At 58.2% G+C, this 21997-nt stretch carries 19 protein-coding genes; 2 read left to right on the forward strand and 17 right to left on the reverse strand.

Annotation, left to right across the window (positions count from 1 at the left end; all coding sequences use genetic code 11):
• A partial coding sequence (locus tag ACIQ47_RS04710) for a HigA family addiction module antitoxin (RefSeq protein WP_396437073.1) occupies positions 1–185 on the forward strand: 185 nt, incomplete at its 5' end.
• A 29-nt stretch (positions 186–214) separates the two neighbouring features.
• Here ACIQ47_RS04710 and guaA read toward each other — a convergent pair.
• The 5 genes from guaA to ACIQ47_RS04735 form a co-directional block, all read right to left on the reverse strand.
• A complete protein-coding gene (gene guaA / locus ACIQ47_RS04715) occupies positions 215–1855 on the reverse strand; it encodes a glutamine-hydrolyzing GMP synthase (protein ID WP_396429157.1) in 1641 nt (546 codons plus the stop codon).
• A 70-nt stretch (positions 1856–1925) separates the two neighbouring features.
• Complete coding sequence (guaB, locus tag ACIQ47_RS04720; protein WP_396429158.1) at positions 1926–3395, reverse strand: IMP dehydrogenase; 1470 nt, start codon at positions 3393–3395, stop codon at positions 1926–1928.
• Between the two features lie 133 nt (positions 3396–3528).
• Positions 3529–4437: a class I SAM-dependent methyltransferase gene (locus tag ACIQ47_RS04725; RefSeq protein WP_396437074.1), complete on the reverse strand. Its 909-nt coding sequence runs from the start codon at positions 4435–4437 to the stop codon at positions 3529–3531.
• An 8-nt stretch (positions 4438–4445) separates the two neighbouring features.
• Complete coding sequence (locus ACIQ47_RS04730) at positions 4446–4814, reverse strand: RnfH family protein (protein ID WP_296291886.1); 369 nt, start codon at positions 4812–4814, stop codon at positions 4446–4448.
• Positions 4807–5247, reverse strand: a complete 441-nt coding sequence (locus ACIQ47_RS04735; RefSeq protein WP_396437075.1) for a type II toxin-antitoxin system RatA family toxin — start codon at positions 5245–5247, stop codon at positions 4807–4809. The genes ACIQ47_RS04730 and ACIQ47_RS04735 overlap by 8 nt, the downstream gene beginning before the upstream one ends.
• 94 nt (positions 5248–5341) lie before the next feature.
• Between ACIQ47_RS04735 and smpB the strand changes: the two genes are divergently transcribed.
• On the forward strand, positions 5342–5836 hold the full coding sequence (gene smpB, locus ACIQ47_RS04740; protein WP_396437076.1) for an SsrA-binding protein SmpB: 495 nt from the start codon (positions 5342–5344) through the stop codon (positions 5834–5836).
• Between the two features lie 94 nt (positions 5837–5930).
• On the opposite strand, the gene ACIQ47_RS04745 is transcribed toward smpB, so the two are convergent.
• From ACIQ47_RS04745 to ACIQ47_RS04800, 12 genes are all read right to left on the reverse strand, one after another.
• The gene (locus ACIQ47_RS04745; protein ID WP_396437077.1) at positions 5931–7013 is read right to left on the reverse strand and encodes an enoyl-CoA hydratase/isomerase family protein; all 1083 of its coding nucleotides are present in this window, start codon (positions 7011–7013) and stop codon (positions 5931–5933) included.
• Entirely contained in the window at positions 7006–7890 is an 885-nt protein-coding gene (locus ACIQ47_RS04750) for a DMT family transporter (protein ID WP_396437078.1), read from the reverse strand. The genes ACIQ47_RS04745 and ACIQ47_RS04750 overlap by 8 nt, the downstream gene beginning before the upstream one ends.
• Before the next feature lie 13 nt (positions 7891–7903).
• Positions 7904–9721, reverse strand: a complete 1818-nt coding sequence (gene typA / locus ACIQ47_RS04755) for a translational GTPase TypA (RefSeq protein ID WP_396437079.1) — start codon at positions 9719–9721, stop codon at positions 7904–7906.
• 13 nt (positions 9722–9734) lie between these two features.
• Positions 9735–10715, reverse strand: a complete 981-nt coding sequence (truB, locus tag ACIQ47_RS04760) for a tRNA pseudouridine(55) synthase TruB (protein ID WP_396437080.1) — start codon at positions 10713–10715, stop codon at positions 9735–9737.
• A 2-nt stretch (positions 10716–10717) separates the two neighbouring features.
• Positions 10718–11092, reverse strand: a complete 375-nt coding sequence (gene rbfA, locus ACIQ47_RS04765) for a 30S ribosome-binding factor RbfA (protein WP_296291879.1) — start codon at positions 11090–11092, stop codon at positions 10718–10720.
• Positions 11093–14077 (reverse strand): translation initiation factor IF-2, encoded by a 2985-nt coding sequence (gene infB / locus ACIQ47_RS04770; protein ID WP_396437081.1) that lies wholly within the window; start codon positions 14075–14077, stop codon positions 11093–11095.
• Positions 14078–14103: 26 nt separating this feature from the next.
• A complete protein-coding gene (gene nusA, locus ACIQ47_RS04775) occupies positions 14104–15588 on the reverse strand; it encodes a transcription termination factor NusA (RefSeq protein WP_108353971.1) in 1485 nt (494 codons plus the stop codon).
• A gap of 71 nt (positions 15589–15659) precedes the next feature.
• Positions 15660–16223 carry a ribosome maturation factor RimP gene (rimP, locus tag ACIQ47_RS04780; protein ID WP_396437082.1) on the reverse strand — a complete coding sequence of 188 codons (564 nt, stop codon included), beginning with the start codon at positions 16221–16223 and terminating at the stop codon, positions 15660–15662.
• A 155-nt stretch (positions 16224–16378) separates the two neighbouring features.
• Positions 16379–17986, reverse strand: coding sequence for an ABC transporter ATP-binding protein (locus ACIQ47_RS04785; RefSeq protein ID WP_396437083.1), 1608 nt, complete (start codon positions 17984–17986; stop codon positions 16379–16381).
• The gene (locus ACIQ47_RS04790; protein WP_296291875.1) at positions 17983–19038 is read right to left on the reverse strand and encodes an ABC transporter permease; all 1056 of its coding nucleotides are present in this window, start codon (positions 19036–19038) and stop codon (positions 17983–17985) included. The genes ACIQ47_RS04785 and ACIQ47_RS04790 overlap by 4 nt, the downstream gene beginning before the upstream one ends.
• Positions 19035–20072: a microcin C ABC transporter permease YejB gene (locus tag ACIQ47_RS04795; protein ID WP_296291874.1), complete on the reverse strand. Its 1038-nt coding sequence runs from the start codon at positions 20070–20072 to the stop codon at positions 19035–19037. Before ACIQ47_RS04795 ends, ACIQ47_RS04790 begins: the two co-directional genes overlap by 4 nt.
• 3 nt (positions 20073–20075) lie before the next feature.
• On the reverse strand, positions 20076–21968 hold the full coding sequence (locus ACIQ47_RS04800) for an extracellular solute-binding protein (RefSeq protein WP_396437084.1): 1893 nt from the start codon (positions 21966–21968) through the stop codon (positions 20076–20078).
• Positions 21969–21997: the final 29 nt, after the last annotated feature.

Consider the following 21997-nt stretch of genomic DNA (forward strand, 5'->3'; position numbering starts at 1 on the left):
ACGACATCGTGCGTGAAAAACGCGCCATCACCGTAGACACCGCCTTGCGCTTGGCCAAGTTCTTTGGCAACAGCGCCGAATTCTGGATGGGTCTGCAAACCGACTGCGACATGGCCGTGGCGCGCCAGTCGATGCAAGATGCGCTGGACAGAATTCGGGAATACCAGCCTGCACAAGACCAATAAAACAAAGGCACCTGAAGGTGCCTTTGTTTTTATTCCCACTCGATCGTCGCCGGGGGTTTTGAACTCACGTCATAAGTCACCCGGTTGATGCCGCGCACCTCGTTGATGATGCGGCCCGACACTTTTTTGAGCAGTGCATACGGCAGCTCGGCCCAGTCGGCGGTCATGAAGTCGCTGGTTTGCACAGCGCGCAAAGCCACCACGTAATCGTAAGTGCGGCCGTCGCCCATCACACCCACGCTTTTCACGGGCAGAAACACGGCAAAGGCCTGGCTGGTCAGGTCGTACCAGCTCTTGCCGTTATCGCCCGTGAAGTTGCGCAGTTCTTCGATGAAGATCGCGTCCGCACGGCGCAGCAGGTCGGCGTATTCTTTTTTGACTTCGCCCAAGATGCGCACACCCAAGCCTGGGCCTGGGAAGGGGTGACGGTAGACCATCTCGCGGGGCAAGCCCAGCGCCACGCCCAGTTCGCGCACTTCGTCTTTGAACAGTTCGCGCAGCGGCTCCAGCAGTTTCAGGCCCAACTGCTCGGGTAAACCGCCCACGTTGTGGTGGCTCTTGATGGTGACGGCCTTTTTGCTTTTGGCACCGCCCGACTCGATCACGTCGGGGTAAATCGTGCCTTGGGCCAAGAAGGTCGCCCCTTTGACGGCTGGCCGGCCGTCATTCCCATCTTTGCCGCCGTCGGCAGCTTTCAACTTGGCCGCTTGTTCCTTGAACACATCCACAAACAAACCGCCGATGATCTTGCGCTTGGCTTCGGGCTCGCTCACGCCCGCCAGTTTGCCCAGGAACAAATCGCTGGCATCGACACGGATGACTTTCGCATGCAGCTTGCCGACGAACATCTCCATGACCATGTCGCCCTCGTTCAAGCGCAGCAGGCCATGGTCCACAAACACGCAGGTCAGTTTGTCGCCAATGGCGCGGTGGATCAGGGCGGCAGCCACGGACGAATCGACGCCACCGGACAGACCGAGGATGACTTCTTCGTCGCCCACTTGCTCGCGGATTTTGGCCACAGCCTCTTCGATGTAGTCGCCCATGATCCAGTCAGGGCTGGCCTGGCAGATGTCGAGCACAAAGCGGTTGAGCAGCGCCTGGCCTTGCACGGTGTGGGTGACTTCGGGGTGGAACTGCACCGCGTAAAAGCGCCGGGCCTCGTCGGCCATGCCCGCTATCGGGCAAGCTGGGGTCGAGGCCATGAGCTTGAATCCGGCAGGCATGGCCGTGACCTTGTCGCCGTGGCTCATCCAGACCTTGAGCATGCCATGGCCTTCGGCCGTGGCGAAGTCTTCAATGCCCTTCAGCAGTTCGGTGTGGCCGTGGGCGCGGACTTCGGCGTAGCCAAACTCGCGTGTGGTGCCCGCCTCCACCTTGCCGCCGAGCTGCTGCGCCATGGTCTGCATGCCGTAGCAAATGCCCAAGACCGGCACGCCCAACTCAAACACCGCATCGGGCGCTTTGTCGTCCACCTCGTACACGCTGGCGTGGCTGCCCGAGAGGATCACGCCCTTCAGGTTGCCGTCTTTGGCGTATTCACGCACCCAGTCGCTGCTCACATCACAAGGATGCACTTCGCAAAACACATGCGCTTCGCGCACGCGGCGGGCAATCAACTGGGTGACTTGCGAGCCGAAGTCGAGGATCAGGATCTTGGAATGCTGCATGGCAGGCGTCGTTCTTTGAGAAATGAAAAGGCGTCTGGGGTGCAGACGCCTTGGTGATCAAGTGCAGATTTTAGTCGGCCCGGTAGTTGGGCGCTTCTTTGGTGATCTGCACGTCGTGCACATGGCTTTCGCGGATGCCCGCAGCGGTGATCTCCACAAACTGCGAGTCGTTGTGCATGGCCTCAATCGTCGCGCAGCCGCAATACCCCATGCTGGCGCGCAAACCGCCGGCCATTTGGTAAATGATGGACACGACCGAGCCTTTGTAGGGCACGCGGCCTTCAATGCCTTCGGGCACCAGTTTGTCAGCGTTGGGGTTGCCGGTGCTGGACTCTTGAAAGTAGCGGTCGGCACTGCCTTGCTGCATGGCGCCAATCGAGCCCATGCCCCGATAACTCTTGTAGCTGCGGCCTTGGAACAAGACGATCTCGCCGGGTGCTTCTTCGGTACCGGCGAACATGCCGCCCATCATCACCGTGCCTGCGCCAGCGGCAATGGCTTTGGCGATGTCACCGCTGTAGCGGATGCCGCCGTCGGCGATCAGGGGAACGCCTGTGCCTTTGAGGGCTGTGGCCACACTGTCCACCGCCATGATTTGCGGCACGCCCACACCCGCCACGATGCGGGTGGTGCAGATTGATCCGGGGCCAATGCCCACCTTGACCGCATCGGCCCCGGCTTCGACCAAGGCCAAAGCGGCAGCGCCGGTGGCGATGTTGCCGCCAATCACTTCGATGTGCGGGTAGTTTTGTTTGACCCAGCGCACGCGGTCGATCACGCCTTTGCTGTGGCCGTGCGCAGTGTCCACCACGATGGCGTCTACTCCGGCACGGGCCAGAGCTTCGACTCTTTCTTCGGTGCCTTCACCCACACCCACGGCCGCGCCCACCCGCAACTTGCCCGCGTCATCTCGGGCTGCGTTGGGGAAGTTCAACTGTTTGGTGATGTCCTTGACGGTGATCAGCCCTTTGAGTTCAAAGTTGTCGTTGATGACCAGCAGGCGCTCCAATTTGTGTTTGTTGAGCAGGTGCTTGGCTTGCTCGGGCGTGGTGCCTTCGGGCACGGTGATCAGGCGCTCACGCGGTGTCATGATCTCGCTGACCTTCTGGTCGTAACGGGTTTCAAAGCGAAGATCACGGCCGGTCACAATGCCCACCACTTGGCGGCCGTCGCAAACAGGGAAACCGGACACGCCCAGCTCTTCGCTCAAGGCCATGACTTGGCGCACGGTGGTGTCGGGGGTGATGACCACCGGGTCGCGCAGCACGCCCGATTCGTAGCGCTTGACCTTGGCCACTTGAGCGGCTTGCTCTTGCGCGGTGAGGTTTTTGTGCACGATGCCGATGCCGCCTTCTTGCGCGATGGCAATGGCCAAGCGCGCTTCGGTCACGGTGTCCATGGCGGCAGACACCAAAGGAAGGTTCAGGCGGATGTTGCGGGTGAATTGCGTCGCGAGAGAAGTGTCCTTGGGCAGGACTTGCGAGTAAGCAGGGACGAGGAGAACGTCGTCAAAAGTCAGGGCTTTACCGAGTAAGCGCATAAGCGAAGGCTCCAAAAAATCGATTGTACCCGTGCGGGCCGAGGGATTTACCTGCGCAGTGGCCTGAGAGGTGGTCAAAATCGCAGGGCTCAAACCAAGCGCTGGCCCCTCATTTGGGCTGTTGGTTGCCCGATCAGGCGTTTTGATAATGCAGCACCTTGAGCGACTTTTCCGGATCGATGTCGGCAAATGCCGCGGGGTTGGCCAAACGCTCGACAAACTTCAGGCTGGGCGCAGCCTCGGCCACTTGGGTGTGCAAAAACTGCGAGTCCAACTCGGGCGCATTCAGGCACAACAGCACATGCCCTTGCGGCTCCAGCAAATCGGACAAACGCCGAATCAGCTTGATGTAGTCCTTGGTGGCGATGAAGCTGCCTTTTTGGTAACTGGGCGGATCGATCACGATCACGCCATAAGGCCCCATCTTGCTGATCTTGCCCCAGGTCTTGAAGATGTCATGGCCCAGAAAGCGCGCTTTGGCAGGCAAGTCGTTCAGGCGGTGGTTTTGCTGCCCCACGGCCAGTGCGGCCTGGCTCATGTCCAGGTTCACGACTTGCGCGGCCCCGCCTTGCAAGGCCACCACCGAGAACGCGCAGGTGTAGGCAAACAGGTTGAGAATATTTTCGTGCAGTGCATGGTTTTTCAGCCACTCGCGTCCGACGGCCATGTCGAGAAACAAGCCGTGGTTTTGCCCGCGCATCAGATGAACGATGTAACGTGCGCCCTGCTCGGTCACCACATGCGGCTCGGGAACGCTGCCCGCCATCAGGCGCGTTTCGGCTTCACCCGAAACCCGGCTCTGGAACACCCAATTGAGCGGCATGCCCGGGGCCAAGGCTTGCCAGCGGGCTTCCAGAGCCCTGTGGCACTGGGCCAGTTCTGCATCGTTCACCGGTTTGAAGCTGGTCAAGACCCAGACGGGTGCGAACCAGTCCAGCGACCATTGTTCACAGCCGCAATACAGGCCGCCTCGTCCATGAAAAACACGCCGGACGTCGTCGCTCAGAGTGATCTGCGAGATCGCGTTCAAAAGGGCTTGCATGGCGACTTTCAGTACCCTGCAGCCGAGCCGCTCTTGCGATTGGCAAACAACCCGGTGCGCCCCTTGCCCTGGCGCTTGAAGCGTTGACGCCGTGCGACTTTGGGGTCGACTTTGAGCGGGCGGTACAGCTCAATGCGGTCGTTCGCATTCACAAGTTGCGTCCAGGGCACTTTGCGACCCCAGATGCCCGGCTGTTGAAACTTGAGCGATGACAGGGAAACAGAATCGGGTGATGGACTGACCTCAAGCCACTGGGCGACGCCAAAATCCACCGCAGCCTCCACCGTGCTGCCTGTTGGCACCCTCAGTATCAGCTCCTGCACATGACGCGGCCCCAGACTCCAGCACAGCGTGACTTCGATCATTCGCTCAGCCATAAACCGCTTCGGCGCGTTTGACAAAGGCATCGACCAAGCTGGCAGCGATCTTGTCGAACACGGGCCCCACCAAGGCAGACAATGTTTTGCTGGAAAAGCCGTACTCCAAATCCAACTCAACCTTGCATGCACGTTGCGAGCCATCGCCAACAGGGGTGAAGCGCCACATACCGCTCAGGTTGGAAAACGGGCCTTGAACCAAACTCATGCCGACTGATCGGCCTTCCTCGTGCTCATTGCGGGTGGTGAAGGTTTGCTGGATGCCGCCCAAGCTGATGCCCACTTCGGCCACCATGCCATGGGTGTCTTTTTCGAGCACGCGGGCTTTGTCGCACCAGGGTAGAAACTCCGGGTAATGGTCCACGTCGGTGACCAGGCGAAACATTTCCTCAGGCGAGTACCAGATGAGAACGGACTTGTGAATATTCTTCATACAATGCTGCGATTGTAGTTTTTCATTTCTTCTCTGGGCTTGCAGCCACTTTGCACGCCCTTGTGAACGGCCAGCCCGTCCTCATTTGCTCACCATGGCCACCACCAAAAAGTCCCCTTCTGCCCCTGTATTTGCCAAGATAGCTGAGAACAAAAAAGCGTCATTTGACTATTTTATTGAAGAGCGCTATGAGGCAGGCATGGTGCTGGAAGGTTGGGAAGTCAAGGCCATTCGCGAAGGCAAGGTGCAGCTCACCGATGGTTATGTGGTCATCCGCAACGGCGAATTGTTCATCATTGGCTGCCTCATCAACCCGCTCAAAACGGCTTCAACCCACATCAATCCTGAAGCGGCGCGCACCCGCAAACTGCTGCTGAACAAAGAAGAGATCAAGCGGCTGATCGGCAAGATCGAGCAAAAGGGTTACACCCTGGTGCCGATCAACCTCCATTGGAAATCAGGCAAGGTCAAATGCGACATTGCGCTGGCCAAGGGCAAGGCCGAGCACGACAAACGCGACACCATCAAGGACCGCGAAGGCAAGCGCGAAGTCGAACGCGTGATGAAGAGCCGTCACCGCGACCGCTGAGTGTCTGATCCCAGAGATCAGTCTGTAGGTCGGTGGCTTTAGCCCCGACACGGTTTGTCATGAAAATTCTCGGGGCTAGAGAACCACCGACAAATCACGCCAAATCGCGCAGCGGGTGATGATCTGAAGGCCAGGGGCTCGCAAAGAAACGAGCGGCTTCCGATAAATCCACGTCTTCCGCCCGTGCAGGCTTCCAGTTCGGCTTGTGGTCTTTGTCCACAGCCAAGGCGCGGATGCCTTCCACGGATTCGCTGTCGGCCACAGAGCGCAGGTGGAAGCAGTGGTGCACCATGTCGCGTTCCATGCGCAGATCATCAGCCAGGCCCAGTTGACGGGCGCGTCGTATTTGTTCCAGCACCACATGCAGCATCAATGGTGAGCGGTGGCGCAAAACATGTGCGGTTTTCTGACTCCACTCATCGGTAGCCGCTTCCAGCTTGAGCAACATGTCAGCCAAGGTGGGAAGACCAAAAACCTCATCGATTTGGGGCTGTGGCGTGAGTTTTTCGGGCGTCATCGCACCCGCTTGGGCCAGCACCCACCGCTCCACCGATTCGGCGTTCTCAAAGGGGCTGCTGACCAAGGTCTGCCAAATGGGCTCCAGCATCCCGCTGGCCAGCGAGATGTCGGCCAGTTTGGCCGCGACCGCCTGGGGGCCGTTGAGCATCTGTCCCGTTAAGCCAAGGTATTCGCCCAAACGACCTGGGCAGCGGCTCAGAAAATAGCCCCCGCCCACATCCGGAAACAATCCAATGTGGGTTTCGGGCATGGCCATTTTGGTGCGCTCGGTCACCACACGCACGCTCGCGCCCTGGCTGATGCCCATGCCGCCACCCATGACGATGCCGTCCATGAAGGCGATGTAGGGTTTGCTGTAGGTGTGGATCAGGTGGTTCAGGCGGTACTCTTCGGTGAAAAATTCCCCCAATGCCGCGTCGCCCGCATGTGCGGCTTGGTGAAAAAATCGGATGTCACCGCCCGCACAGAAGGCGCCAAACGGACCTTCTTTGCCGGTACCGCGCACCGCCACGGCCAAAACTTGCGGATTGGTTTGCCAATCGAGCAAGGCGCGAGTCAAAGCACGCACCATGCCCAGCGACAAGGCATTCAACGCCTTGGGTCGGTTCAGGGTGATGGTGCCCATACGACCTTCAATTTGAGCGATGACTTCAGTCATTGTTGCCTCTCCAGCCTAACCATTGGTTCATGAGCAACGCCCCCAGGACCAGGGAACCGCCTAACAATACGCTCATTTGCGGGGCTTCGTTAGCGCCCCACCAAGCCAAGGCAATGCCAAACACGATTTCCAGCAGACACAACAATGACGCCTCCGGGGCTTTGAGCACCCGCACGCAAATCACCGACAACACACAGGGAATGGCCAATTGGAATAAGCCCAAAATAGCGAGCAAGCCGACATCGTGGGCCGATGCCTGAAACGGCATGGCCAAAGGCCAAGTGAACAAAGTAGAGAAAACAGCACCCAACAAAACCGAGGGCACCAAGTCCAGACTGTGGCCATCACTTTGGCTTTTTTGTGCCAAGGTCCATTGCACGGCGCCCGCGATGGGCACACACAAGGCCACCAGGGAGCCCTCCAGAAAATTCGGGTCGCCCAAGCTCAACTGGGTGCCATACATCCAGCCAATTCCAATCCCGGCCACCACAATGGCGACCCAGGTGCGCACAGGCAATGGGTGGCGCAAAAACACGCGGGTGAACAAGGCAGTGAACAAAGGTCCCACGGCCATGGTGATCAACACATTGGCCACCGCCGTGAGCGTCAGCGCCACCATGAAGGCGGTGAACATGACGCTCCAGCACACGCCAGACAGCCAGAAGTACCGGTTGCGCCACGGCATTCGAGACCACACCCCCCTGCCCTGCCACAAAGGCAGGATGATCAAGAGGGACACGACGGTGAAAAAGCTGCGCCAGAAGGTGACTTCAAAGCTGCGGGCTTCCTCCAAGTGCCGAGTCACCACCCCGGCCATAGACCACAAGGCGGTGCAGCCCACCATGGTCCAAACGGCCAAACCGTGTGTCATGCGCATGGCCTGGGTCCGATCACTTGTTGCGCTTACGGTCGCTTTCTTTCAAGAAACGCTTGCGCAAACGCACGCTCTTGGGCGTGATTTCGACCAACTCGTCGTCCTCGATGAATTCAACACCGTATTCCAGGGTCAGGTCAATCGGAGGCGTGATCTTGATCGCATCTTCTTTGCCGGACACGCGAAAGTTGGTCAGCTGCTTGGTGCGGGTCGCGTTGACCACCAAGTCGTTGTCGCGGCTATGGATGCCCACGATCATGCCTTCGTACACCGGATCGTTCGCCTTGACGAACATGCGACCACGGTCGTCGAGTTTTCCCAAGGCGTAGGTGAAAATTTCACCATCGTCCATCGAGATCAGAACACCGTTCTTGCGGCCGCCAATGTCACCCTTGTGGGCTTCGTAGCCGTCAAAGATGTTGGAAATCAAGCCGGAACCACGGGTCAAGTTCAAAAATTCGTTGGTGAAACCGATCAGTCCACGGGCTGGAATGCGGTATTCCAAACGGACACGGCCGCGGCCATCGGGGTCCATGTTCACCAGCTCGCCTTTGCGCTCACCCAAGGCTTGCATCACGCCGCCTTGGTGGGTCTCTTCGATGTCGGCGGTGACCAGCTCGATGGGCTCATGGCGCTCGCCATTGACATCGCGGAACAAAACGCGGGGCTTGGACACGGCCAATTCGTAGCCTTCGCGGCGCATGTTTTCCAGCAAGATGGTCAGGTGCAATTCACCTCGTCCCATGACTTCAAAGATGCCTTCTTCGTCGGTTTCTCTGACGCGCAGGGCCACGTTGTGTTGCAGCTCTTTTTGCAGGCGATCCCAGATTTGGCGGCTGGTCACGTACTTGCCTTCACGACCGGCCAACGGCGAGGTGTTCACGCAAAAGTTCATCGTCAGCGTGGGCTCGTCAACTTTCAGCATGGGCAATGGTGCGGGGTTGATCGGGTCGGTCACTGTGACGCCGATGTTCAGGTCGGCAATGCCGTTGATCAGCACAATGTCGCCAGGACCGGCTTCGGTCACTTGCACACGGTCTAGGCCATTGAAGGTCAGTACCTGGTTGACACGGCCTTTGATGATCGAGCCGTCTTCGCCCTCCATGACCACCACGTCCATGTTGGGCTTGATGGTGCCTTGGCTGATGCGACCCACACCAATCCGGCCCACGAAGGTCGAAAAGTCGAGCGCAGAAATTTGCAATTGCAAGGGGGCTGCCGGATCGCCCGTATTGGGTTTGACGTGGTTGAGCACGGTATTGAACAAGGCCGACATGTCGGGGCCCCACTGCTCACCGGGTGCGCCCTCCACCATCGATGTCCAACCGTTGATGCCGGAGGCATAGACCACCGGAAAGTCAAGTTGCTCGTCGCTGGCACCGAGTTTGTCGAACAAGTCAAAGGCGGCGTTCACCACTTTGTCAGGATTAGCGCCGGGCTTGTCGACTTTGTTCACCACGACGATGGGTTTCAACCCCAAAGCCAAAGCTTTTTTGGTCACGAAGCGGGTCTGAGGCATGGGGCCTTCTTGCGCGTCAATCAACAGCACCACGCCGTCGACCATGGACAAGGCGCGCTCGACTTCGCCGCCGAAGTCCGCGTGTCCAGGGGTGTCCACGATGTTGATGTGTGTGCCTTCCCAGCTCACGGCGCAATTTTTGGCCAGGATGGTGATGCCACGCTCACGTTCGATGGCGTTGTTGTCCATGACGGTGTCGACGATTTTTTCGTGGTCAGCGAAGGTGCCAGACTGACGCAGCAGTTGGTCCACCATGGTGGTTTTACCGTGGTCAACGTGGGCGATGATGGCGATGTTGCGAATTTGCTTGGTCATGCTTTCTCTTCCTTTAAACCTGCTCGGCCAGCAACGGCTCAAATGCAGGTGAACTTTCTAAAATCTGTTGAATTTCGATCGGGCTCAACAATCGACCCGGAACCAATTCGCCGCCATGCACCATTGCTGTTCCCAGCAAGGCGCGAGGATGTTCTCCATACACCGCGACTTGATCACAATCAACCCAAGGACCGTGTCTGCGCACCCCGTTCAAAAAACGGCCTGTGCTGTCGCTGTCCAAGATCACCTCGGTGTAACCCGGCAACAAAACAGCCACGGGCAGTAAGGCGCCCAGGCGCTTTGCTTCATCCATCGCTTCCAAATCCTGCAGCGTCACGCACTGTGACGCGACAAAAGGACCCGTGACCACCCTGCGCAATGCAATCAAGTGCCCACCACAACCCAAGGCCTCGGCGATGTCTTCGCCCAGCGTGCGGATGTAGGTGCCTTTGCTGCAGCGCACACGCAACCGCAAAAAAGGCGCATCGCCTTGCAGCTGCATGTCCAGCAGATCCAGGGCATGAATCACCACGTTGCGCGCTTCGCGTTCAACGGTTTCGCCCTCTCGGGCATATTCGTACAAGGCCTTGCCGTCCTTTTTCAAGGCACTGTGCATCGGGGGCACTTGACTGATCGGGCCTATGAAACGGTCCAAAATTTCTACCACCCTACCAGCCGTACATGACACTTCACGCACAGAAATCACATCGCCTTCGGCATCCGCCGTGCTCGTCTTCTGCCCCAGGCGCACGGTGGTCTCGTAGGTCTTGTCTGCGTCCAAATGCTGTTGACTGAATTTGGTTGCAGCGCCGAAGCACAAGGGCAAAACACCTGTCGCCAAGGGGTCCAGGGTGCCGGTATGCCCCGCTTTTTCAGCCCGCAACAACCACTTGGCTTTTTGCAAAGCCTGGTTGCTGGAAAGACCCAGCGGTTTGTCGAGCAACAACACCCCGTGCACAGGGCGCCGCTGCACCCTGGTGCGTGGCGCGTTCATGCTCAGTCCTCTTGGGCTCGGGATGACACGGCCTTGGCGATCAAGGCGTTCATGTCCGATGCACGCTCGGTGGTGCGGTCAAACAAGAAGTGCAATGTCGGCACGGTGTGGATGTGAAGACGCTTGAACAAGCCGTTGCGCAAAAAACCGGCCGCTGCATTCAAGCCTTCGCTGGCCTCTGTGGGGTTGCCTGTCAAAACACTGAAATAGACTTTGGCGTGGGCGTAATCGGGCGTGACCTCGATGGCGTTGATCGTGACCATTCCAACTCGCGGGTCTTTCAACTCGCGTGCGATCAGCTCGGCCAGATCACGCTGGATCTGGTCGGCCACGCGGAAACCGCGATTGGGAACGGACGATGGCTTTCTGCGCACCATTTACAGCGTTCTCGCGATTTCCTTGACGTCGAAAAATTCGAGTTGATCGCCTTCTTTGATGTCGTTGTAGTTCTTGAGCTTGATGCCGCACTCGAAGCCTTCCTTGACTTCGCGAACGTCGTCCTTGAGGCGCTTGAGCGAATCGAGTTCACCCGTGTAGATGACCACGTTGTCGCGCAACAAACGGAACTTGGCGCTGCGAGTAACCTGACCTGAGGTGACCATACAGCCAGCCACGGTGCCAATTTTGGACGCCACGAACACAGTCCGAATTTCGGCCATGCCCATGATTTCTTCGCGTTGTTCTGGTGCCAACATGCCCGACATCGCGGCCTTGAGCTCGTCCACAGCGTCATAAATGATGTTGTAGTAATGCAGATCAACGCCATTGCCTTCGGCCAACTTGCGCGCGCCGGCATCGGCACGCACGTTGAAACCGATCACGATGGCCTTGGAGGCGATCGCGAGGTTGATGTCCGACTCGCTGATGCCGCCCACGCCAGAGTAAACCAACTGAACTTTGACTTCTTCGTTGGACAGCTTGAGCAAAGAAGCGCCCAAGGCTTCTTGAGAACCCTGCACATCGGCCTTGATGATGATGGGCAACATCTTCACTTCGCCTGCCGACATGTCGGTGAACATGTTCTCGAGCTTGGCAGCTTGCTGCTTGGCCAGTTTGGTGTTGCGGAATTTGCCAGCGCGGTAAGTGGCAATTTCCCGGGCACGGCGCTCATCGCCCATGACCATGAACTCGTCACCCGCTTGAGGGACTTCGGTCAAGCCTTGAATCTCGACCGGAATCGATGGACCTGCTGTTTTGATGGCCACACCATTTTCGTCCAGCATGGCGCGCACGCGGCCAAAGGTTTGACCCGCCAAAACCACGTCACCCGTATTCAAAGTGCCTGATTGCACCAAGATGGTCGCCACGGGACCACGTCCTTTGTCCAGGCGCGCTTCGATCACCAGGCCCTTGGCAGCGGCTTTCACAGGTGCCTTGAGTTCCAGAATTTCAGCTTGAAGAAGGACTTGTTCTAAAAGCGCGTCGATGCCCATGCCGGTCTTGGCCGACACGGACACAAAAGGTGATTCGCCACCGAACTCTTCGGGAACAACTTCTTCTGAAATCAGTTCTGCGCGCACGCGTTCGATGTTCGAGTCGGGCTTGTCCATCTTGTTAATGGCCACCACGATGGGTACACCTGCTGCCTTGGCATGCTTGATAGCTTCTTTGGTCTGGGGCATCACGCCGTCGTCACCAGCCACCACAAGGATGACGATGTCGGTGGCCTGCGCACCACGGGCACGCATGGCCGTGAAGGCCTCGTGACCGGGGGTGTCCAGGAAAGAAATCATGCCGCGAGCCGTTTCGACGTGGTAAGCGCCAATATGCTGGGTGATGCCACCGGCTTCACCCGAGGCCACCTTGGCTCGGCGGATGTAGTCAAGCAACGACGTTTTGCCGTGGTCAACGTGACCCATCACCGTCACCACAGGTGCACGGGACAACAATTCGGCGTGCTGGTCCAACACTTCGTCATCGGTAAAGGCTTCTGGGTCGTCCAGCGCCGCGACAACGGCTTTGTGTCCCATTTCTTCCACCACGATCATGGCGGTGTCTTGGTCCAACGGCTGGTTCATGGTCGCCATCTGGCCCAGCTTCATGAGGTGCTTGATGACCTCAGAGGCCTTGATGGCCATCTTGTGGGCCAACTCTGAAACGGTGATGGTTTCAGGGACGTGCACTTCAAGCACGCGCACCTCGGCTGCTGCCTGCTGATTTTGACCGTCATCACGGTCGCGTTCGTTGCCGCGACGTCCTCTTGGGCCGGTACGCCAGTTGTTGCGTCCCACGCCGCCACTGGAGTCACCACGCGTGGGGATGGCCTTCTTCTTGGCCGGATCGCCCGCCCAGCTGGAAGACAGCTTCGCCGACTTGACTTCCTTGTTGGCACCAGGTGCCGCAGGCGATGCAGCTTGCGCAGCCGCTGCACGCGCACCGGGTGCAGGTGTTCCTGCTGGTTTGTGCAAAGTCCCCTTGACTGCTGCTTTTGGCTCGGCCTTGGGCTCTTCCTTTTTGGCGACCAGCACTTTCTTGGGGGCATTCATCATGGACCGAATGGCTTCGGCTTCAGCCAAAGCCTTACGGCGGCGCGAATCCAGATCAAGTGCACGCGCAGTGTCTTCATCGGCCTTGGCCTTGGACTCTGCAGCGGCTTTTTGTGCCAAGGCATCACGCGCTGCCTTCGCGGTTTCGGCTTTGGTGGTTGCCAGTTGGGCCGCTTGTTCGGCTGCAACAGCCTTGATTTCTGCGGCAGATTCGACGGGATCAGATGTTGCGGGTGCAGCTGGTTTGGTCTGAGAAGCCGCATTGATGCTGGCCGCTTCGGCCCGCGCCAATTGCTCGCGCTCTTGGCGACTCAGCTGCGGCTTGGCCGCAGCAGACTCTTCAGGAGTACTGACGGTAGAAGATTCAGACTGGGCGAGAGCTTGTGCTTCCTGAGCCGCCAACTCAGCGCGTTGCTCAGCTTCCTGCGCCTCGCGCAGACGGCGCTTTTCAGCCAACTCCTCTTCCTGTCGAAGAATCAGATCTGCCTGAAGCCGCGCTTGTTCTTCAAGTCGGGCCAAATCGGCATGGTCCAGTTGTAGCTCCACAATCTCTTCTGCGGAGGCCACAGGCTCGTCATCGCGTTTGATCAGCGTGCGCTTTTTACGCACTTCGACCTGGATGGTACGGGCCTTACCCGAGGCATCGGCTTGCTTGATCTCACTGGTGGATTTTTTAACCAGGGTGATCTTCTTGCGGTCGACGGACACGGTGCCGTGGCTCGCTTGCAAATAGCTGAGCAGTTTTTGTTTGTCGGCATCGGTCAAAGCATCGCCTTCAGAGGCTTTGGTCACCCCGGCAGATCGCAGTTGATCGAGCAAGACATCGGCAGATTTTTTGAGTTCATTGGCGAACTCGGCAACAGTGGTACTGGACATAATTTTGTTCAAGCCTCCATCAAACTTCAGGCCTGGCCTGCGAACCAATGTTCGCGGGCTTTCATGATCAGGGCGGTGGCCTCTTCAACGCTTTGACCGGTGATGTCGGTCAACTCGTCAGTGGCCAGATCAGCCAGGTCGTCACGGGTTTGAACACCCGCCTCAACCAGCTTGGAAATCAACTCAGGGGTCAAGCCTGGCAGGTCACGCAAGTCTTGAGAAACGTCTTCAACGCTCTCTTCACGCGCAATTTCCAGGGTCAGCAAAGCATCTTTGGCACGGGTGCGCAGCTCGTTGATGGTGTCTTCGTCAAAGCTTTCGATTTCCAGCATTTCCTGGATGGGCACATAAGCTACTTCTTCGAGGCTGGTGAAACCTTCGCCGATCAGGATGTCGGCAATCTCTTGGTCCACATCAAGCTTTTCCATGAACAACTGGCGGATGCCGGTGGTTTCTTCGGCTTGCTTTTGGGCCGACTCGGCTGCGTCCATGATGTTGATCTTCCAACCTGTCAGATCAGAAGCCAAGCGTACGTTTTGACCGCCACGGCCAATGGCAATCGCCAGGTTTTCTTCGTCCACCACCACGTCCATGGCGTGCTTTTCTTCATCCACCACAATGGACTGCACATTCGCCGGGGCCAAAGCGCCGATCACGAACTGAGCGGGGTCTTCGCTCCACAAAACAATGTCGACTCTCTCGCCAGCCAACTCATTGGTGACGGCATTGACCCGAGTGCCGCGCACGCCGACGCAAGTGCCAATCGGGTCAACACGTTTGTCATGCGAGAGCACGGCAATCTTGGCGCGCGACCCAGGGTCACGGGCGCAGGTTTTGATCTCGAGCAGGCCTTGTTCGATTTCGGGCACTTCCTGACGGAACAACTCGATCATGAACTCGGGTGCAGAACGAGACAACAAAATCGGTGCGCCGCGCAAAGTCAGGTCGACTTCCATGATCATGGCGCGAACGCGGTCACCGCTGCGCAGGTTTTCTTTGGGGATCATCTCGCTGCGTCTCAAGCGGCCCTCGATGCGGCCAGATTCACAGATGATGTCGCCCTTGTCCATGCGCTTGACAGTGCCCACAAAAATCTTTTCGCCACGCGACATGAAGTCGTTGAGCAGCATTTCGCGCTCGGCATCCCGAATTTTTTGCAGAATGACCTGCTTGGCAGCCATGGCGCCAATGCGTCCGATCGGCACCGACTCAATCGACTCTTCGATGTACTCGTCGACTTCAATGTCCGGTATTTGCTCTTTGGCTTCAAACAACAGGATTTCTTGCTCGGGCAATTGCAAACCTGCCTCATCGGGCACCACATGCCAGCGGCGAAAACTCTCGTAGTTGCCGTTGTCGCGATCAACCGCAACACGGATGTCCACTTCGCCTTGATAAAGCTTTTTGGTGGCTTGTGCCAAAGCGGCTTCAACGGCACCAAACACCACGTCGCGCTCAACGTTCTTTTCACGTGAAATGGCTTCGACCAACATCAACATTTCGCGATTCATGAATTGACTCTCCTGTTCCACAGGCCCCATGTGTGGGGCCCGAAAGTTTGCTCAAAAAATGGGGGCTGCCGTCAAGCTTCCTGCTTGGGCTTTCGCCCTTTGAAGTCCACCACGGGCGCGAGGCGCGCATCGCGCAACTCATCCAGCGTGAACCCCAATGCATGCGAAGGCAAAGGAATACGCTTTTTACTGACCTTTTGACCGGGCTTGACCACAGGCGCATCGCTCCAGACGATTTGCCAGCCTTGACCGGTGGCGTCACGCTCGAGCGTGCCGCGAAATTTTTTGCGAGTCGGGTTAACCAAGCCCGCAGCGCTCTCACCCATAGGCGCTTTGAGCGTGATGTCAATCAACTCGCCTACAAACCGCACAAAGTCCTGTTCACTACTCAAAGGGCGGTCGATGCCTGGAGAGGACACTTCAAGACGGTTGTAAGCAACGCCATCCACTTCAAGGGCAAATTGCAACTGACGATTAACTTTTTCGCAATCTTCCACGTTGATGAACAGCTCCGAACCTGGCTGCCAAGGCCAGTCGATGGTGATGCGCAACAAACCGCCCGCTGTGCGGTCAATCTCAACCAGGTCGTAGCCCAGGCCGGTTACGGTTTCTTGAACAATTTGCTGCAATGCCACAGAGCTTCTGAATGTCAACGTTAAAAAAGAAACAACCAAAAAAAACGGGCGGTGAAAACCCGCCCGTTTGGTCGTGAAGCCAATATTCTAGCTCAAAAAACGCTCTAAGTGCGTGATTTTCAAGGAAAACGATGCGTCTACGACCGACTTGCCGTTCAGCTTGTCTCGGGAAAGGCCAGCACCAAGCTGCGGGTATAGGGGTGGTGTGGATCGCTCAGCACCTGCTCAGCCAAACCCTGCTCGACCACCTGCCCTGACTTGAGCACCATGACCTGGTGGGCCATGGCCCGAAGCACATCCACATCGTGGGTGATGAGCAAATACGCCATGCCGCGTTTTTTTTGCAGCGTTTTCAGCAATTCAAGAATTTGCTTTTGAACGGTCACGTCGAGCGCGCTGGTGGGTTCGTCCAGCACCAACAGCGCAGGTTCGACCACCAAGGCTCTGGCCAAGGCGATGCGTTGGCGCTGCCCGCCCGAAAAAGCATGCGGGTAGCGGTTCAGCACATCGGCAAACCCTTCGCCTACCAAGCCCACCTCGGCCAAAGCCGCGCGAACGCGTTGCTCGGTTTCTTCTGGTGTCCACTGCGGCTGGTGCAAGCGCAGGCCCTCAGAGACGATTTCACCCACCGTCATGCGCGGTGACAGGCTGCCATAGGGGTCCTGAAACACCACCTGCACCTGCCTGCGCAAGGCCTTGTCCCGAGCCGGACTGCCAAGCCAAGTTTGCCCGTCAAACGACAATTCACCCGAAAAAGGGATCAAACCCAGCACCGCCTGCGCGAGGCTCGACTTGCCCGAACCCGACTCGCCCATCACGCCCAAAGTACTGCCGGGCGACAGTGAAAAATCCGCGCCGTGCAGGGCCGTGAAATGGTGCTTTTGAAACCAAGCTTTGAATCCGGGCACCGCCTTCGGATAGCGCACCTGCAGTTGACGGGCTTGCAAGATGGGTGACGTCTCCAGGGGCGGCGTGTCCACCAGACCCTCACGGGTGGGGCGACTGGAGAGCAATCTTTGCGTGTAAGGGTGCTGGGGCTGCTCAAAAACCGCTTGCAAAGTCCCCTGCTCCACCAGATGCCCTTTTTCCATCACCGCCACCCGATGGGCAAAGTGGCGCACCAAGGCCAGATCGTGCGTGATCAGCAGCACGGCCATGCCGGTTTTTTGCTGCAAATCGGCCAGCAACTCCAGCATTTGCAATCGCAAACTGGCATCCAGTGCGGTGGTGGGTTCGTCGGCCAGAAGAAGTTTGGGCTCGGACGCTAGGGCCATGGCCATCATGGCGCGTTGGCGTTGACCGCCCGACAACTGGTGCGGGTAAGCCCCAAACCGACGCTTGGGGTCATCGATCCCGGTTTCGGACAACAAATGCACGGCCCGCTCATCGGCGTCGCGCCGGGACAAGAGCTTTTTGAGCTGCAGCACTTCCGAGATCTGCGACCCTACCGTCATCAAAGGGTTGAGCGCCGTCATGGGTTCCTGAAAAATCATGGCGATCTCGTCGCCACGGATGCGTTGCATTTCAGCAGGCGTTTGCTGCAGCAAGTCCCGGCCTTGCCACAGCACCTGGCCCGAAAGCTGCGCCGATTCCAGCAAACGCAGCACCGACAGCGCCGTGACCGACTTGCCCGAGCCCGACTCCCCCACCAAGGCCACGCGCTCACCCGCCTGGATGCTCAGATTCACGCCACGCACCACAACCTGGCCACCAAAGGCGATGCGCAGGTCTTGGAGTTCCAACAAAGCTTGGGGCGTGCTCATGCGTCCACCTTTCGCGGATCGAGCGCATCGCGCAAGGCATCGCCCATGAAGGTCAAGAGCAGCAAGGTCACCACCAGCACCACAAAGGTGGACATCGATATCCACCAAGCGTCGATGTTGTTTTTGCCCTGGGCCAGCAATTCGCCCAAAGACGGCGTGCCCGGCGGCACGCCCAGGCCCAGGAAGTCCAGAGAGGTCAGGGCCAAAATCGCCCCGCTCATGCGAAACGGCAAGAAGGTCACCACCGGGGTCATGCTGTTGGGCAAGACATGCCGCCACATGATCTGCCAATGCCCCAAACCCAGCGCCCGAGCTGATTTGACGTAATCGAGTTGCCGGTTGCGCAAAAATTCAGCCCGCACGTAATCGGACAAACCCATCCAGCCAAACAAGCTGAGCAGCACCAGCAGCAGCCCCACACTGGGCTCGAACACGGCTGAAAAAATGATCAACAAATAGAGCTCAGGCATGGCGCTCCAGACTTCGATGAAGCGCTGAAAAACCAAATCGGTCTTGCCCACAAAAAACCCTTGTACCGCGCCGGTCAACACGCCCAGCAACACGCCAAACAGCGTCAGCGCCATGGCAAAAAGCACCGACACCCGAAAGCCATACAGCAAACGCGCCAGCACATCACGCCCCCGGTCATCGGTGCCCAGCCAGTTATGCGCTGTTGGCGGTGCCGGGTTGGGCAATGGGGCAAAGTAGTCGAGCGTGCTGTGGTGGTAAGGGTTGGGCGCTTGCAAGGCCCAGTTGCTGCCCTTGTGCAGTTGCTGCTGAATGAACGGGTCGAGGTAGTCAGCAGGCGTCTCGAAATCACCCCCAAACACTTTTTCAGGCAAGGTCTGCACCACCGGGAAATACCACTGACCCTCAAACCGCACGACCAAGGGTTTGTCGTTGGACAAGAACTCGGCCCCCAAGCTCAGAATGAACAGGGACACAAAAATGATCAGGCTGCCAAAACCGAGGCGGTTGCGCCTGAAGCGCAGCCACGCACGCGCCGAGGGCGAGGTCTGATGCGGCAAGGCGGTGGTGTTCGCTGGGGTCATTTGTCAAACTTCACACGCGGGTCCACCCACAGGTAGCACAGGTCACTGATCAGCTTGGTCACCAAGCCAATCAGGGTGAACAAATACAAGGTGCCCAACACCACCGGGTAGTCACGCCGAATCACCGCCTCGTAACTCAGCAAGCCCAGCCCATCGAGCGAGAACAGGGTTTCGATCAACAAAGACCCGGTGAAAAACGCACCGATGAAAGCCGCAGGGAACCCCGTCACCAGCGGGATCAATGCATTGCGCATGACATGGCGGTACAAAACCCGGTTTTCGCTGAGACCCTTGGCGCGGGCCGTCAAAACATACTGTTTGCGGATTTCTTCCAAAAATGCGTTCTTGGTCAGCATGGTGATCACCGCAAACGAGCCCAACACACTGGCCGTGACGGGCAAGGCGATGTGCCACAAATAATCGACCACCTTGGCTCCCCAGCTCAGTTGTTCCCAATTCGACGAAGTGAGGCCGCGCAGCGGAAACCACTGCAGTTGCCCGCCAAAAATGACAAGCAAGGCCACGCCCAGCACAAAGCCCGGAATGGCATAACCCACCAGCACCAGCAAACTGGTGAGCGTGTCAAAGCGCGTGCCCGCCCGCACCGCCTTGGCGATGCCCAAAGGCACCGACACCATGTAGCTCAGAAAAAAAGTCCACAAGCCCAAGCTGATGGACACGGGCAGCTTTTCCTTGATCAGGCTCCAGACGTCTTTGGGGTAGAAAAAGCTCTTGCCCAGATCGAACTGCGCAAACTGTTTGAGCATCATCCAGAAACGCTCAGTGGGTGGCTTGTCAAAACCGTAGAGCGTTTTGATTTCGGCAATGCGGGCCGCATCCACGCCCTGCCTGCCCCGGTAACCGCTGCCTGCAGCTGCCGCGCCCTCCCCGCCTGTGTCCCGACCTTGCAGCTGGGACACCATTTGCTCAACGGGCCCACCTGGCACAAACTGGATCACCGCAAACGTCAACAACAACACCCCAAACAAGGTCGGGACCATCAGCAGCAAGCGTTTGAAAATGTAGGCCAGCATCGGTCAGGGGGCCTTGGGGGCAGGTTGGGCCGCTGGTGCGGCTAAGGCATGGGGCGACCACCACACGGTGGTGACCAGTTTCTCAGGCTGGTAAAAACGGGGCAAGTCGGCGGGTCTGGCAAACGCCTTGGCCCGCCAGGACACCCGGTGCACTGCGCCATACCAGTGCGGCACCACATAGTGGCCATGGCGCAGCACCCGGTCCAACGCACGCAGGCTGGTCACCAGTTCTGGCCTGGACGTGGCACTCACCACCTTGTCCAGCAGCGCGTCCACCGCCGGGTCTTTCAGGCCGATCACATTGCCCGAGCCCTCCACGTCGGCCGATCGGCTGCCATAGCGCTCGAGCAACTCGGTGCCGGGCGCTTCGCTGCCCACGGTGCGGTTGCTGATGATGTCAAAGTCAAACACGTCCATGCGTTTTTGGAGCAGCGCAAAATCGATGACCTTGTACTGAACTTTGATGCCCAGTTTTTCAAGGTTCTTGGCAAAGGGGGTGACCACGCGCCCCATGGAGCCCGAACTGTCCAAAAACTCGATGCTCAAGGCTTGGCCCATGGCGTTGCGCAAAGCGCCATCGCGGTAGGTCCATCCGGCGTCTTTGAGCAAATCACGGGCCTGGCGCAAATGGTCGCGCAAGGTGCGTCCCGAAGTCGGGTCCAGGGAAGTCTGGGGCGGTTGCGGCACATCTTGGTCAAACACGGCGGCGGGCAACTTGGCCCGTATGGGGTTGAGCAAAGCCAATTCGTCGGGGCCAGGACGGCCCTTGGCTTCAAAATCGCTGGCCACAAAATAACCGCGCACCCGGCTGTAAGCGTTGTAGAACAGTTGGCGGTTCAGCCATTCAAAATCCATGGCCAGCGCGATGGCCTGGCGCACGCGCACGTCCTTGAATTTGTCGCGGCGCGTGTTGAACAAAAAGCCCTGAAAGTCACCCGCATTGCCATGAGGCAATTCGGCCTTGATCAGCTCACCACGCTCAAACGCCCGCCCGGTGAAAGCTCTGGCCCACTCCCGCGCAATGAAAGATTGCATGTAATCGAACTCGCCCGCTTTGAAAGCCTCGAGTTGCGCGGTGCTGTCTTTGTAAATCTTGTAGGTGATGCGGTCGAAATTGAACTGCCCCTTGCGCACGTTCAGGTCTTTGGCCCAGTATTGCGGGTCACGCACATAGGTGACGTCCTTGCCAAACTGCACCGGTCCGAGGCGGTATGGCCCCGACGCAATCGGAATGTCCACGACCATCTGGTCCAGCGGTTTGTGATTTGCCTTAGGCCCCTCGCCTTGTAAACCCCACTTGGCACTGAACACGGGCAAGCTGCCCACGATCAAAGGCAACTCGCTGTTGGGGCGCACAAAATCGAATCGGATGCTGCGCTCGGCCAAGACGGTCGCGCCCTTGACCTCACCAAAGTACGTGCGGTATTGGGGCGCTGCCTGCTTGCTGGTCAGGCGTTCAAAGGAATGGCGAACATCGGCCGCCAGCACGGGGTCGCCATTTTGAAATCGGGCTTGCGGGTGGATCTGGAAGGTGACCGACATCCGGTCTTTGGCCACCGTGACATCCGAAGCCAACAAACCATAAGCCGTGGTCGGCTCATCCATGTTGCCCACCAATAAGGTGTCAAACATCATGCCCAACATGGCGGGAGGTGCGCTGCCCTTCAAGGTGAAGGGGTTGTACTTGTCGAAGTTGGACTGGCGGGTCGGCGGCACCAGCACGATCTCGCCCCCTTTGGGTGCGGCCGGGTTGGCGTACGAGAAATGGGCAAAGTTTTCAGGGTAGCGGATGTCGCCAAATTGGGCATACGCATGGGCAGCGAAGGCATGTCCGGACAGGCTAAACCCCAGGGCCAGCAAGCAGTTTGTCCAGAATCGAGCCAAGGGTCTTCGCATGCGACAATTCTGCACACATTTTCCAGGAG

The organism is Limnohabitans sp. (genome assembly GCF_044373035.1).
In the GTDB taxonomy this organism is placed as follows: Bacteria; Pseudomonadota; Gammaproteobacteria; order Burkholderiales; family Burkholderiaceae_C; genus Limnohabitans_A.